At 65.6% G+C, this 13,634-nt stretch carries 13 protein-coding genes; 1 reads left to right on the top strand and 12 read right to left on the bottom strand.

The genetic code is table 11. From position 1 onward, the window contains the following. Positions 1 to 87: 87 nt before the first annotated feature. From ABJK40_RS01575 to ABJK40_RS01520, 12 genes are all read right to left on the bottom strand, one after another. Positions 88 to 1,617: an NADH-quinone oxidoreductase subunit N gene (locus tag ABJK40_RS01575; protein WP_348478620.1), complete on the bottom strand. Its 1,530-nt coding sequence runs from the start codon at positions 1,615 to 1,617 to the stop codon at positions 88 to 90. 7 nt (positions 1,618 to 1,624) lie between these two features. Next, complete coding sequence (locus ABJK40_RS01570; RefSeq protein WP_348478621.1) at positions 1,625 to 3,259, bottom strand: NADH-quinone oxidoreductase subunit M; 1,635 nt, start codon at positions 3,257 to 3,259, stop codon at positions 1,625 to 1,627. A gap of 45 nt (positions 3,260 to 3,304) precedes the next feature. Continuing rightward, positions 3,305 to 5,962 carry an NADH-quinone oxidoreductase subunit L gene (locus tag ABJK40_RS01565; protein ID WP_348478622.1) on the bottom strand — a complete coding sequence of 886 codons (2,658 nt, stop codon included), beginning with the start codon at positions 5,960 to 5,962 and terminating at the stop codon, positions 3,305 to 3,307. A 4-nt stretch (positions 5,963 to 5,966) separates the two neighbouring features. After that, on the bottom strand, positions 5,967 to 6,266 hold the full coding sequence (gene nuoK / locus ABJK40_RS01560) for an NADH-quinone oxidoreductase subunit NuoK (protein WP_348478624.1): 300 nt from the start codon (positions 6,264 to 6,266) through the stop codon (positions 5,967 to 5,969). Between the two features lie 6 nt (positions 6,267 to 6,272). Continuing rightward, positions 6,273 to 6,878: an NADH-quinone oxidoreductase subunit J gene (locus ABJK40_RS01555; protein ID WP_348478625.1), complete on the bottom strand. Its 606-nt coding sequence runs from the start codon at positions 6,876 to 6,878 to the stop codon at positions 6,273 to 6,275. A gap of 70 nt (positions 6,879 to 6,948) precedes the next feature. Next, positions 6,949 to 7,428, bottom strand: a complete 480-nt coding sequence (locus ABJK40_RS01550; RefSeq protein WP_348478627.1) for a 4Fe-4S binding protein — start codon at positions 7,426 to 7,428, stop codon at positions 6,949 to 6,951. Further along, complete coding sequence (locus ABJK40_RS01545; RefSeq protein WP_348478628.1) at positions 7,428 to 8,483, bottom strand: complex I subunit 1 family protein; 1,056 nt, start codon at positions 8,481 to 8,483, stop codon at positions 7,428 to 7,430. Before ABJK40_RS01545 ends, ABJK40_RS01550 begins: the two co-directional genes overlap by 1 nt. Then, positions 8,480 to 9,643, bottom strand: a complete 1,164-nt coding sequence (locus ABJK40_RS01540; RefSeq protein WP_348478629.1) for an NADH-quinone oxidoreductase subunit D 1 — start codon at positions 9,641 to 9,643, stop codon at positions 8,480 to 8,482. The genes ABJK40_RS01545 and ABJK40_RS01540 overlap by 4 nt, the downstream gene beginning before the upstream one ends. 5 nt (positions 9,644 to 9,648) lie before the next feature. Next, the gene (locus ABJK40_RS01535; protein ID WP_348478631.1) at positions 9,649 to 10,668 is read right to left on the bottom strand and encodes an NADH-quinone oxidoreductase subunit C; all 1,020 of its coding nucleotides are present in this window, start codon (positions 10,666 to 10,668) and stop codon (positions 9,649 to 9,651) included. Further along, positions 10,661 to 11,305 carry an NADH-quinone oxidoreductase subunit B family protein gene (locus ABJK40_RS01530; RefSeq protein WP_348478632.1) on the bottom strand — a complete coding sequence of 215 codons (645 nt, stop codon included), beginning with the start codon at positions 11,303 to 11,305 and terminating at the stop codon, positions 10,661 to 10,663. Before ABJK40_RS01530 ends, ABJK40_RS01535 begins: the two co-directional genes overlap by 8 nt. 36 nt (positions 11,306 to 11,341) lie before the next feature. Beyond that, positions 11,342 to 11,707 carry an NADH-quinone oxidoreductase subunit A gene (locus tag ABJK40_RS01525; RefSeq protein ID WP_348478633.1) on the bottom strand — a complete coding sequence of 122 codons (366 nt, stop codon included), beginning with the start codon at positions 11,705 to 11,707 and terminating at the stop codon, positions 11,342 to 11,344. Positions 11,708 to 11,955: 248 nt separating this feature from the next. Further along, complete coding sequence (locus ABJK40_RS01520; RefSeq protein WP_348478634.1) at positions 11,956 to 12,705, bottom strand: IclR family transcriptional regulator; 750 nt, start codon at positions 12,703 to 12,705, stop codon at positions 11,956 to 11,958. Between the two features lie 166 nt (positions 12,706 to 12,871). Here ABJK40_RS01520 and ABJK40_RS01515 point away from each other — a divergent pair, with 166 nt between their 5' ends. Further along, positions 12,872 to 13,621, top strand: coding sequence for a B12-binding domain-containing protein (locus ABJK40_RS01515; RefSeq protein ID WP_348478759.1), 750 nt, complete (start codon positions 12,872 to 12,874; stop codon positions 13,619 to 13,621). Positions 13,622 to 13,634 lie beyond the last annotated feature (13 nt).

Genomic DNA, 13,634 nt, shown 5'->3' with positions numbered 1-13,634 from the left:
GGTGTCAGACACCGTTTGACAGACTCATCCATCCGGTGTCTGACACCGAATGGATTGCCGTGCCGTCGAGGCCGAGGCTGACGATGCTCAGGAGGCGAGGGCGCCGGCGAGGTCCTGCAGTTCGCCGAAGCCGGCGACGAGACGCGGGTACACACCCACGGCGAGGGTGCCGATGACGGTGATCGCGAGTGCCGCGATGATCGGCTGGGGCGGGTTGATCGGTGCGGTGTTGCCGTCGGGCGCGTCGTCGACCCACACGGTGCGCAGCACCTTGAAGTAGTACGCCGCCGAGATCACGGTGTTGGCCGCTGCGATCGAGGCCAGCACGTACGCCGACGTGGTGCTCGCGTCGAGCACCGCCTTGAAGGCGTTGAACTTGGCGAACCAGCCACCCAGCGGCGGGATGCCGGCGAGCGACGCCATGAACACGGTCATCGCCACGGCCATTCCCGGCGCGTAGTTGAACAGTCCACCGAACGACGAGATCTCACCGGAGTTGGTCTTGCGGCTGACCGCGATCACCACGGCGAACGCACCGAGGTTCATGAAGGCGTAGACGAGGAGGTACACGACCACGGCATTGAGGGCGGAACCCGAGGCGTTCGCGTCGCCGGCGAACGCCAGCGGCATCAGGATGAATCCACCCTGGCTGACCGAGGAGTAGGCGAGCATGCGCACGATGTTGGTCTGGCGCAGCGCGAGCACGTTGCCGACGGTCATCGTCAGCGCCGCCATGACCCACAGCATCGGGCCGTAGACGTCGCTGGCGTTCGGGAAGGCCACGTAGATCAGCGTCACGAGCGCCACGAACCCGGCCGCCTTCGACGCCACCGACAGGAATGCGGTGACCGGCGTGGGGGCTCCCTCGTAGGTGTCGGGCGCCCAGGAGTGGAACGGCACGGCGGAGATCTTGAACGCGAAGCCGATCAGCACGAACACGATGCCCACGACTTCGAGGGCGAGGAGGTCACCGTTCGTGAGTTGCGCGCCGATCTCGGAGAGTTTGGTGGTCCCCGTGGTGCCGTAGAGGTACGACATGCCGAACAGCATGATCCCGGACGCGAACACGCCGAGCAGGTAGTACTTCACGCCTGCTTCGTTCGACACCGACGAGCGCTTGCGCCACGCCGCCATCATGTACGCCGGGATCGAGAGGAGTTCGAGCGACACGAAGATGCTGATGAGGTCACGTGACGACGTCATCACCACCATGCCGAGCACGGAACACAGCATCAGGATGTAGAACTCGCCCTGGTAGTAGCCGCCTTCCTCGAGTTCGTTCTGACTCATCAGGATGATGACGTACGCGACGAGGAGGAAGAAGGCCTTGAGCACCAGTGCGTACTCGTCGACCACGTAGCGACCGTCGAACAGTTCGCGTGGCACACCGTCGAGTTCCAGACCGAGGGTGACGACGGGGATGAACGCGGCCAGCAGGACGAATCCCGACAGGGTGGCGATGGTCCACTTCTTGGAGTCGGCGAGGTTGAGGTCGATCAGCAGCACCAGGTTGATGCCGATCACGAGGATCAGTTCGGGCGCGATGGCGTGCCAGTCGATGTCGGGCGCGACCCATTCCTCGGCCTGGGCCAGAACGGTCGAGAGCAGTGCGATCACTGGTCGGTCACCGAGCGATTCCGGCGTTGATGGTGTCGACGAGCGCCGTGACGGCCGGGTCGAGGACCTGGAACATCAGTTGCGGATACACGCCGAACACCACGATCGCGATGAGGAACGGGGTCCAGGCGATCCACTCGGTCGGCTGCACGTCCCTGATCACCTCGTGTCCGTCGTGGTCGTCGTTCGCTGCGCTGCTGAGCGAGTGGGCCACACCGGTGCCGTGACCCTGCTCGACCTCGGACTGGCCCTTGAACTCGTCGCCGACCTCACCGAAAGCCGTGCGCTGGTAGAGCCAGAGCAGGTAGGCGGCGGCGAGAACGGTGCCGACGGCTGCCACGACCATCAGCGTGCGGAACAGTTCCTCGCTGAGCGCTTCGTTCGGGTTGTAGGCCGACAGGATCGCGGGGAACTCGCCCCAGAAGCCCGCGAGTCCGGGCAGACCGAGCGAGGCCATGGCGGAGAAGCCGAGGATCCAGCCCATCTTCGGCATCTGCAAGAGCATGCCGCTGAGTCGCTTGATCTCGAGCGTGTGGTAGCGGTGCTTGACCGACCCGGCGACGAAGAAGAGCATGCCGGTGATCAGGCCGTGGGCGACCATGCCGAACAGTGCGGCGTTGATGCCGAACGTGGTGAGCGTCGAGATGCCGAGCATCACGAATCCCATGTGCGCCACCGACGAGAAGGCGATCAGGCGCTTCATGTCGGTCTGTGCGAGGCAGCCGAGCGAGCCGTAGATGATGCCGATCACGGCGAGGATGCCGATGACCGGCGCCCACTCCTCGGCACCCTTGGGGAGCATCGGCAGGGCGATGCGCACGAACCCGTACGTACCCAACTTCAGCAGGATGGCGGCGAGGATGACCGAGCCCTGCGTGGGTGCCTGGGTGTGCGCGTCGGGCAGCCAGGTGTGGAACGGGAACATCGGGACCTTGACGGCGAAGCCGAGGAACATGCCGGCGAAGATCCACACCTGCACGTCGCCGGGAACCTGCGCCCCGAACTCGTAGAGGTGGGCGAACCCGAAGCTCTGGACACCGGCGATGTCACCGGCCTGGAAGAAGAGCGCGAGGAACGCGACGAGCATGAACGCCGAACCGAACATCGTGTAGAGGAAGAACTTGAGCGAGGCGTACTTGCGCTGCTCGCCGCCCCACACGCCGATCATGAAGTACATCGGCAGCAGCACGACCTCGAAGAACACGAAGAACAGGATCAGGTCCTGGGCGATGAAGGTGCCCGCCATGCCGGTCTGCAGGATCAGCATCAGCGAGTAGAACGCCTTGGCGTTGCCTGCGTCGGGCATGTTGTCCCACGAGTAGATCATCACCAGGAAGGTGACGCACATCGACAGGAAGTACAGCGGGAGGCTGATGCCGTCGAGGCCAACTGCGTAGTTCGACGAGATGACCTCGATCCACTCCGCGTCGACGAAGAACTGCAGGTTCTCGCTCTGGCCGTAGTCGAACAGCACCAGCGTGGCGATGCCGAACGCCAACGTGAGGCCGGCGAACGCGATGCCGATGACCTTCGGTGTGCGCTCGTCGTCCTTGCTGGTTCCGAACATGATGAACAGCGCGCCCAGCAGCGGCAGGAAGGTGCCGACGCTGAGGAGCCAGTTGTGGTCGGTGAGGTTGTTCATGATCTCTGTTTCCGTTGCTTCGAGAGGTGTGCGTCGATCGTGATGTCAGTTGACGTTGAGGATGACGAGGACGATGGCACCGACGGCGGCAGCGCCGAAGATGAGTGCGCCGTACTGGTTGACCTTGCCGGACTGGGTGCTCTGCAGGCCGTGCCCCGTCTCGGAGGCGACGGTGCCCGACCCGTTGACGGCTCCGTCGACCAACTTCTGGTCCACATTGTCGTAGAGCCACTGCCCGGTGCGCTTGCCACCCTCGCCGACGGCGTTGACGGTGCCGTCGAGGACGTTCTGGTTGACCCAGTACGCGGCCTTGGAGATCGGACCGGCGACGCCGCGCACGATGACCTTCTCGTACAGGTCGTCGAGGTAGTACTTGTTCACCAGGAACTTGTGACCGGCTCGGGCGACGGGGTTGCGGTCGGTGAGCCCGACGAGGGCCGGAGTGCGCTTCTTGTAGAAGGCCACGCAGAACGCGATCGCCACGGCATAGCCCGCAGCGACGACGGCCAGCGAGAGCAACAACTTGCCGAGGGTCGGCACGGCGTGTGTGACGGCCGGGAAGTAGCACACCGCCCCTTCGGCCGGCGTGGAGAACCCACAACCGACCTTCGCTCCACCTTCGGTCTCGGCTTCGGCTTCGAGCGTTCCGATCGACACAGGCCCTGCTGATTCGCCCGGTCCGCCGGCTTCGACGGCCTCGTCGTCGGAGTGCTCGCCCGCCGCCGAGTGATCCTCGCCGCCGTGGGAAGCGTCGGGGTCGAGTGCGACGGGGACCGCCCGCGGCTCCACGTACTTCTTGATGACCTCGACACCTTCGCCGAGGTTCAGCCCCAGGGCGTCACCGGCGAGCGGGGTGGGGTTCGCGAAGCCGGAGGTGAGTGCGAGGAAGGCGAGGATGACGATCGGGACGATGATCAGCTTGCCGGACTCGTGCGGCCCGTGGTCGTCTCCGTGCCCCCCTCCGTGGGCGTCGTGCGCATCGTGGACGTCACCGTGATCGGCGTGGGCGTTGGCCGCCGCGCTGAGCGACTGCGGCTTCGCGTGTCCGTGGTCGTCTGCACGTCCGAGACCGCCACCGGCCATCGCCAGTGCGGGCTCGTGCTCCTCGACGGTGAGGTCGTGGTCGTCGGCGTGATCATCGTGGTGCTCGCCGGCGGCGGCGCCCCGGGGTTCACCGAAGAACGTGAGGTACGTGGCACGGGTCATGTACATCGCCGTGAGCGCTGCGCCACCGAGGCCGACCCAGAACAGGAACGTGTAGCCGTTGTTGCCGACGTTGTCGATGATCTCGTCCTTCGACCAGAACCCGGCGAACGGGATCACGCCGGTCAGTGCGAGCGTGGAGATGCACCACGCGGTGAAGGTGACAGGCATGTGCTTGCGCAGTCCACCCATGTCCTTCTTCATGTCGAAGGAGTGGTGGGAACCGGAGTGGCTGATGGAACCCGCACACAGGAAGAGGCAACACTTGAAGAAGGCGTGCGTGAACACGTGGAAGATCGCCGGGAGCCATGCGCCCGTGCCGAGGCCGAGCATCATGTAGCCCAGCTGCGACACGGTCGAGTAGGCGAGGACCTTCTTGATGTCGTCCTGCACGAAGGCCAGCAGTGCGGCGATGACGATCGTGATCGCACCGATGATCGCGATGAAGCTGAGCCCACCGTTGGCGATGTTGAAACCCTCCCAGAAGACCGGGTAGATCCGGGCCACGAGGAACACGCCGGCCACGACCATGGTGGAGGAGTGCAGCAGCGACGACACCGGGGTGGGCCCGGCCATCGCGTCGGGCAACCACGTGTGCAACGGGAACTGGCCCGACTTGCCGATGCAGGCGATGAACAGCGCTGACGCCGCCACCACGATGGCGGCTCCGCTCGCGGACGGATCACCCGACAGCGCCCAGGCCTGGATGGCCGAGATGTCGAAGCCCGAGGCACCGGGCAGGTTCGCGGTGATCCAGTCCTGGGAGGAGAAGTAGATGATCGCCGTGCCCACGAGCAGGCCGATGTCGCCGACGCGCACGGTGAAGAACGCCTTGAGCGCCGAGTGGCTGTTGTAGGAGTCCTCCCACCAGTGCCCGATCAGCATGAACGAGCACAGACCCATGATCTCCCAGCCCAGGATGAGCTGGACCATGTTCTCGGACATGACCATGACCAACATGCCCGCGGAGAAGAGGGTGAGAGCTGCGAAGAACTGTGTGTAGCGACGGTCGCCACGCACGTAGTCGAGACTGAAGATCTGCACGAGCAGCGAGATGAACGCCACCAGCCAGAGCAGCAGGACCGACAGGCCGTCGGCGTGGGATCCGATGCCGAACTCGAGGCCCGAGTTCTGCCACCAGGTCCACGACGAGATCACCGGCTGGATGAACGGTTCCGCTTCGCCGCCCTCGGCCACACGTGGAACGGAGCGACCGAAGGTCTGCATCAGACCGATCGCCTCCTCTCCCCCGTGCGATGCCTCGGCGGAGTCGACTCGCGCCATCCACTGCCACGCGGCACCCGAGGCGACCACGAGCGATGCGGCCATCGAGGCGAGGCCGATCTCGGACCCGCCCCTCGGCATCTTCTTGCCGAAGAACAGGATGAGTGCGAAGCCGATCGCCGGGATCAACGCTGCGAGCCAGAGGTTCTCGAGGAACCACCCGGACGTGAGCTCGATCGCGCCTTGGACTTCGTTGCTTGCTTCTGCTGCCAGCACCGGGTCAGCCCTTCAGTTCCGAGAGTTCGTCCAGCGAGATCGACCGGCGGTTGCGGTAGATCAACAGGACCATGGCGAGGCCGACGCCGACTTCGGCGGCAGCGATCGCGATGACGAACAGTGCGAACACCTGCCCGTCGACGTCGTCGTTCATCAGCGCGAACGCGATGAGGTTGAGGTTGACCGCGTTGAGCACGAGTTCGATCGACATCAACACCATCACCGCGTTGCGGCGGGCGATGACGCCGAAGACACCGATGCAGAACAGGACGGCGGCGAGCAGCAGGAAGTTGGCGGCGAGCATCTGCGATCAGTCTTTCCGGGCCAGGACGATGGCGCCGATGGCGGCGGCGAGCAGCACGAAGGTCATGCCGAAGAACGGGGCGAGGTACTGGAACAGCACGCGGTCGGCGATGTCGACGGTGGCCTCGTTGTTGGCGCCGGTGAGCGGGGCTTCGGCGAGCGTGTCGTCGCCGAACGCGTCGAGCACGACGTAGGAGAGCAGACCGAACAGCACGACGCCGACCGGGATGCCCACCTGCCAGCCCTGGTTGTTCAGGCCGTCCTCGGCACCGATCTGGGCGCGGGTGAGCATGATGCCGAACAGGAACAGCACCATCACGGCACCGATGTAGACCATCACCTGCGACACGGCCACGAACTCGGCTGCGGCGAGGATGTACTGCGCGGCCACGCCGCCGAGGACGATCACGAGCCAGAGCGCGGCGTGCACGACGTTCTTGGTGGTCACGACGCACAACGCCGCGAAGATCATCACGGCAGCGATCAGCCCGAAGCCGATGTTCTGCGCGACGTTGACGTTCCCGTCGGACACCGACTGGGCCAGCAGCGACACGGCGGTCACAGCGTCGCTCCCGGAGTCGGACACCAACGCGTCGCGATCGGTGTCAGACACCGATCGCCCCCGACCGGTGTCGCGATCGGTGTCTGACACCGATCGCCCCGCCCGATGTACGAGGCCCGGGTCACTTGCCCGCTCCCACTTCGAGTTCGGGTGCCTCGGGCACGGTCTCCATCCACTCGCCGAGCTTCGACTTGTCGTGGAGCAGGTCGGCGATCTTGGGCTCGGAGTACTCGTACTCGGGGCTCCAGAACAGCGCGTCGAACGGGCAGACCTCGACGCAGATGCCGCAGTACATGCACAGGGCGTAGTCGATGTCGAAGCGGTCGAGATGGTTCACCTGACGCGGCTTGCCACCGGCACGTCGCGGCGGTGCGAGCTGCTTGTGGCCTTCGATGTAGATGCACCAGTCCGGGCAGCTGCGCGAGCACAGCATGCAGGCGGTGCAGTTGTCCTCGTGCAGCGCGATCACACCACGCGCGCGGATGGGCGGAGCTTCCTTCTCGTGCGGATACTGGGTGGTGTCGGCACCATCCTTCAGCGTCCGTCCGAGCGTGCCCATCGTGATACCGAGGCCCTTGATCATTCCTGGGATTTTCGGCATCAGAAGACCACCTTGAGAATTGCCGTGACGGCGACGTTGGCGAGCGAGAGCGGGATGAGGAACTTCCAGGCGAAGGTCTGGAGTTGATCCTCGCGGAAGCGGGGCGAGCTGAAGCGGACCCACATGATCACGAGCACGAGGCCGAACATCTTCGTCGTGAGGATCAGCGGGCCGACGATGTTCATCCACCAGTCGACGTCGTCGAGGTTGCTCCAGCCGAACCAGTCGAACGGTACGCCCCATCCGCCGAGGAACATCACCGACGCGATGAACGCGAACACCCCGGCGGTGGCGAACTCGGCGATGAAGAACATCAGGAAGCGGAAGCCGGAGTACTCGGTCATGTAGCCGGAGACGAGTTCGGACTCGGCGATCGGCATGTCGAACGGCGGCTGGGTGAGTTCGGCCTGCACGGCGATCATGAAGATCAGGAACCCGACGCCCTGGGTCAGGATGAACGGGTTGCCGAGGCCGCCCCATCCGAAGATCTCGCCCGTGTTCTGCGCCACGACGATGGTCTGCAGGTTCATCGATCCGGCCTGGATGACCACGCCGAGCGTGGCGAGCACCATCGGCAGCTCGTAGGCGATCAGCTGACCGGCGGCTCGCAGGCCACCGAGCAACGAGTACTTGTTCGCACTCGACCAACCGGCCATGAGGATGCCGAGCACGCTGACCGAACCGACGGCCAGGAAGTAGAACACCCCGGCGTCGAGGTCGGTGAAGAATGCCTCGGGTCCGAACGGCACCACCACGATCAGCAGGAACGTGGACAGCAGCACCACGACCGGCGCCATCTTGAAGATGGTCTTGTCGGCGTTGTCGGGCTGGATGTCCTCCTTCTGGAGCCACTTGCCCACCTCGGCGAGGAGCTGCATCGAGCCGTACGGACCGGCTTCCATCGGCCCGAGACGACTCTGCATGAACGACATCATCTTGAACAGGAACAGGTAGACGATGCCGCCCGCCGGGAGCAGGACGGCCACGAGCCCTCCGACGACACGGAAGATCGACTGACCCCAGTACGGGATCTCGACAGCGAGCGTGTTGATCATCGGTCGATGTCACCCAGGATGAAGTAGAGGCTGGACAGGATGGTCACGATGTCGGGCACGTAGACGCCCTTGAGCACCCACGACGCGATCGACATGTTGCTGAAGCTCGCCGAGCGGATCTTGACGCGGAACGGACCGAGGTCACCTTTCGAGACGACGTAGTAGCCCATTTCGCCGAGCGGGTTCTCGGTGGAGACGTACGCCTCGCCCTCGGGCACCTTGATGATGCGCGGGACCTTGGTCATCACCGGGCCGGCCGGGATCTGGTCGAGCAACTGCAGCACGATCTTGCAGGACTCGCGCGTCTCCTGCAGACGGACCCAGCAGCGTGCCCACGAGTCACCGTCGGGATGTGTCCAGACCTTCCAGTCGCACAGGTCGTACGACAGTGCGATGTCCTGGTCTCGACGCAGGTCGTAGTCGACGCCGCTGGCACGCAGGTTGGCGCCCGACAGGCCGTACTCCTTGGCGATCTCGGCGGGGATCACGCCGATCCCACGCATGCGGCTCTGGAAGATCTCGTTCCCGAACAGCAGCGATTCGTTCTCGTCGCAGAAGCCGATCAGCTTCTTCATGACCTGCTTGGTCTCGTCGATCCAGCCCTTCGGCAGGTCGTCCTTGAGGCCACCGATGCGGTCGAAGTTCGGGTGGAACCGGCCGCCGGTGGCGCCTTCGATCAGGTTCAGGACGTACTCACGGTCGCGGAAGGCGAGGAACACCGGGGTGACGGCACCCATCTGCACGCCGAGGTCGCCGAGGAAGAGCGACACGTTCGCGATGCGGCTCAGCTCGAACAGGATCGTGCGGATCACCTGGGCGCGTGGTGGCGCCTCGATGTCCATCAGCTTCTCGGCGGCGAGGATGAACGGAACCTCGTTGGCGAAGCTCCCGAGCCAGTCGATCCGGTTGATCAGGGTGGTGACCTGCGGGAACGTGCGGACCTCGGTGAGCTTCTCGTAGCCCCGGTGCATGTAGCCCGCCGAGGGCTCGGCCCAGATGACCTGCTCCCCGTCGAGACGGGCGATGATCCGCAGCGTGCCGTGCGTGGCCGGGTGCTGCGGACCGATGTTGAGGGTCATGCCCTCGGTCTCGAGCTCCACGTTCAGACGCGCATCGGCGGCCTGGGAGGCGATGTACGACAGCTGTTGGCGGTCACTCATCATCGTCATGATCCGGCCTCTTCCTGCGGGTCGGCGTCGGCGGTGGAGGCACCCTCGGCGACGTCGAGTGGGTCGGCTGCCGATTCGGGAGCGTCGTCGTGGGTGGCGGCGGGCTCGGAGGACTCCGGCGTGTCGTCCGCATCTGCGTCGGCGTCGGCGGCTGCATCTGCGTCGTCGCTTCCTGCGTCGGAGTGTTCGCTGTCGGCTCCGGCGTCGGCTGCACCGACCTCGGTCGCTTCGTCGCCGGTGGCGGCGGCGTCGGCCATCGTCAGGTCGGGGTCGGACGGCGGTTCACCGGTCAACTCCTCGGTGGCGACGGGGTCGATCCTGCCGGCCTCGTCGGTGACGGGCAGGGGTTCGTCGGCGATCTCCTCGGCCTTCTCCGGCATCGGTTCCACGTCGACGATGCCGGGCCACGGCTTGACCATGCGCGCGAGCAGGGGGAAGTCCTTGCGGAGCGGATGGCCCTCGAAGTCGGTCGGCAGGTACATGTTGCGCAGGTCGGGGTGGTTGTTGAACCCGATGCCGAACATCTCGTGGCACTCGCGCTCGTGCCAGTTCGCGCCGGCGAACGACCCGGTCCAGGAGTCGACGACGGGCGTGTCGTCGTCGACGTCGGCCTTGATCGTGATGCCGACGTGGCGGTTGAGGTCGGTGAGGCGAGCCAGGACCTGGAAGCGGGTGTCGCCGCCGCAGACGCCCTGCTTGATCGTCATGTCGATCGGTTCCTTCTCGACGGTCGGATCGTCCTCGCCCTTCCCGTACGGAGACGGCATCCAGTCGATGGCGGACAACCACGAGAAGAACGTGAAGCCCGCTGCCTTGAGCGCCGCACCAGTGGCCGCCCACGACTCGGTGGACACACGGACCGTGAGGTCGTCGTTCGGGACGATGTGCGAATCGATCAGCGCGTCGCCGATCCGGTTGCGGAGGTCGTCGACCACGGCTTCGCGCACGCCGTCGCCGGGCAGCGCCAGGGGCGCGTCGTCCTCGGTCGCAACGGCGGACTGTGTGTCGTCACTCAATGGGGCCACCGCCCACGACGATCGGCTCGGGCCGGTCACGCTGGGGGATCGGCTGCGGGTCCGTCGAGATGTCGTGCGTGGTCCGTCCGGTGGGCTCGCCGGCGCTCAACTCACCGCGTTCCGCGGCTCGCTTGGCCTGGAGGGTCTGGAACTCGTCGCCCTTCCACTTGGCCTGCATGTCCTCGTTCTTGATCCGCTGCTGGAGCAGCACGATGCCTTCGAGCAGTGCTTCGGGCCGAGGCGGGCAACCCGGGACGTAGACGTCGATCGGGATGATCTGATCGATGCCCTTGGTGACGCTGTAGCTGTCCCAGTACGGGCCGCCGCAGTTGGCGCACGAGCCCATCGAGATCGCGTACTTGGGCTCGGGCATCTGCTCCCAGAGGCGCTTCACGGCCGGAGCCATCTTGTCGGTGACGGTGCCCGAGACGCAGACGAAGTCGGCCTGGCGAGGGCTGGCCGGGAGCGGGATGACACCGAGGCGCATGACGTCGTAGCGCGGCGACGCGAATGCAGCACCCATCTCGATCGCGCAGCAGGCGAGACCCCACTGGTACACCCAGAGGCTGTACGAGCGGCTCATGTTGAACAGCTTGGTGAGCGGAGCGGGCATCCGCCCCTTGTCGATCAGACCCATGTCAGCTCACTCCGTTCGGAATCGTCATCTCGATCATCAGACCCATCGCAGCAGGCCTCGCTTCCAGGCGTAGACCAGTCCGTCGAGCAACAGCACGATGAAGATCAGCATCACGACGAGGCCGAACGTGCCGTACCGCTCGAGGTTCGCGGCCCACGGGAAGAGGAACACGGCTTCGACGTCGAAGATCACGAAGAGCAGAGCGAAGACGTAGTAGCGGATCTGGCTCTGCGACCAGCCCATCCCGACCGGGTCGACGCCCGATTCGTACGCGATGTACTTCTCCGCGGACGGGAACGTGGGGCGAATCGCCGCGGCGAGCCCGAGCAGCAGCCCACCCACGGCGAGGGCGGCGACCGCGAACCACACGACGTTCAGATAGTCACGAAGGAAATCCGACATACGGGCCCCGAAGATACCAGGGGTCGTGAAATCCGTCCCAACTCCTCCCGCTGCGATTTCGGGCGCATGTCACGTTGTGGGTCCGCCGTCCCCCGGCGTCGGCGCTCACGGGCGCGTTGCGTGCGTCGTGAGGATGGTCGTGCGGACGGTCGGCCCGATCCACGTTCCCGGACGCGACGCACCCGTCTCGTCCGACCTCGGCCGACGGTGTCGCGCACCCCACGGTCGAGGGGTGGCGATGTCGGACCTCAGCCGTTGGCGAGGCGCTCGCTCAACTGCATCGCGGCTTCGCTCACGAGCTTGGCCACGCGGTGCTCGTCGCCGTCGTCGGGGAAGCGGAACGACGGACCCTGGAGGTAGAGCGCCCCCTCCCACTCGCCGTTCGGGCCACGGAAGGCAGCGGCGACGGCGTTCACGCCGGCGTCGAGGTCTTCTCTCGACACGACCACGCCGTCCGACCCGACCCGGCCGATCCGCCGTCGCAGCAGCTCGACGTCGATGGGCTCGCCATTCGCCGCAGACGCCCGAGCGACGTACTCCTCCACTGCCTGGGTCGACATCTTCGAGAGCATCGCGATGCCGCTCGGGATCGAGTGGAGCGGGAACGACTGGCCGGTCTGGTCGGCGAGCAACACCAACGCGTCTCCGTCGTCGTCGACGTTGTCGACCCAGTAGGCCGAGTCGCCCTCACGGATCGTGAAGCCTGCGCTCCCACCCGTGAGCATCGCGAGTTCCTCGATGAAGGGACGGATCACCGAACGCAGCCCGGCACTCGGATTCGCACTCGCCCCGAGCATCGCCAACGCCGGGCCGATCGCGTATCCGCCACCGACCTCGACCTGCTCCACTGCGCCCTCGGCTTCGAGCGCCGCCAGCAGACGCGAGACGGTCGACTTCGGGAGTTCTGCGCGTTCCGCGATGTCCGTCACCCCGAGCGGTCCGCGTGCAAGGACTCGCAGTACGGAGAAGGCCCGTTCGATCGATTGCACTCCGGACATGTGCTGCGCTCCCTGTCGGCTGTAGCGTGACGGCACGCCGCTCAGAGGAGTCGACCCAGATGGGTCTGGCGTGCTGTTTCACTATACGGTACAGTTCCGCATGACGGAACAGCCGGACTGTTCGTCACTCGATCGAACAGCGGCTCTCCACCTCTGGGGGTTCACGATGACTGACGTCGACAACGACGGACACGGCGATGAGCAGGACGAAGCGATCGATCTCGCGCTGCTGAGCGACGAGGATCTCATGCTGCAGATGCACGACGACCTCTACGACGGCTTGAAGGACGAGATCGCCGAAGGCACCACGATCCTGCTGGACCGCGGCTGGAGCCCCGCCAGGGTGCTCAACGACGCGCTCGTGGAGGGCATGCGCATCGTCGGCATCGACTTCCGCGACGGCATCCTCTTCGTTCCCGAGGTCCTGCTCTCGGCGAACGCGATGAAGGCCGGCATGGCGATCCTGCGGCCGCTGCTCGCCGAGACCGGTGCCGAGTCGGTCGGCAAGGTCGTGATCGGCACCGTCAAGGGCGACATCCACGACATCGGCAAGAACCTCGTGGCGATGATGCTCGAAGGCGCCGGGTTCGAGGTGATCGACCTCGGGATCAACACCGACGTCGAGCAGTTCCTCGCTGCGCTCGACGAGCACAAGCCCGACATCCTCGGGATGTCGGCGCTGCTGACCACGACGATGCCGTACATGAAGGTCGTGATCGACACCCTCGAGGAGAAGGGTCGGCGCGCGGATCAGATCATCCTCGTCGGCGGCGCTCCGCTGAACCAGGAGTTCGGCGACGCGATCGGTGCCGACGGCTACTGCCGCGACGCGGCCGTCGCGTCGGAGATGGCGAAGGAACTCGTCCTCGCGCGCCGCGGCAATCCGGAACCCGCCGGCCCGTCGGTCCACGCCTGACCGGATGGTCGCA

It is taken from the genome of Ilumatobacter sp. (assembly GCF_039969435.1).
Lineage (GTDB): Bacteria > Actinomycetota > Acidimicrobiia > Acidimicrobiales > Ilumatobacteraceae > Ilumatobacter_A.
This window is presented reverse-complemented; position numbering and strand designations above follow the sequence as displayed.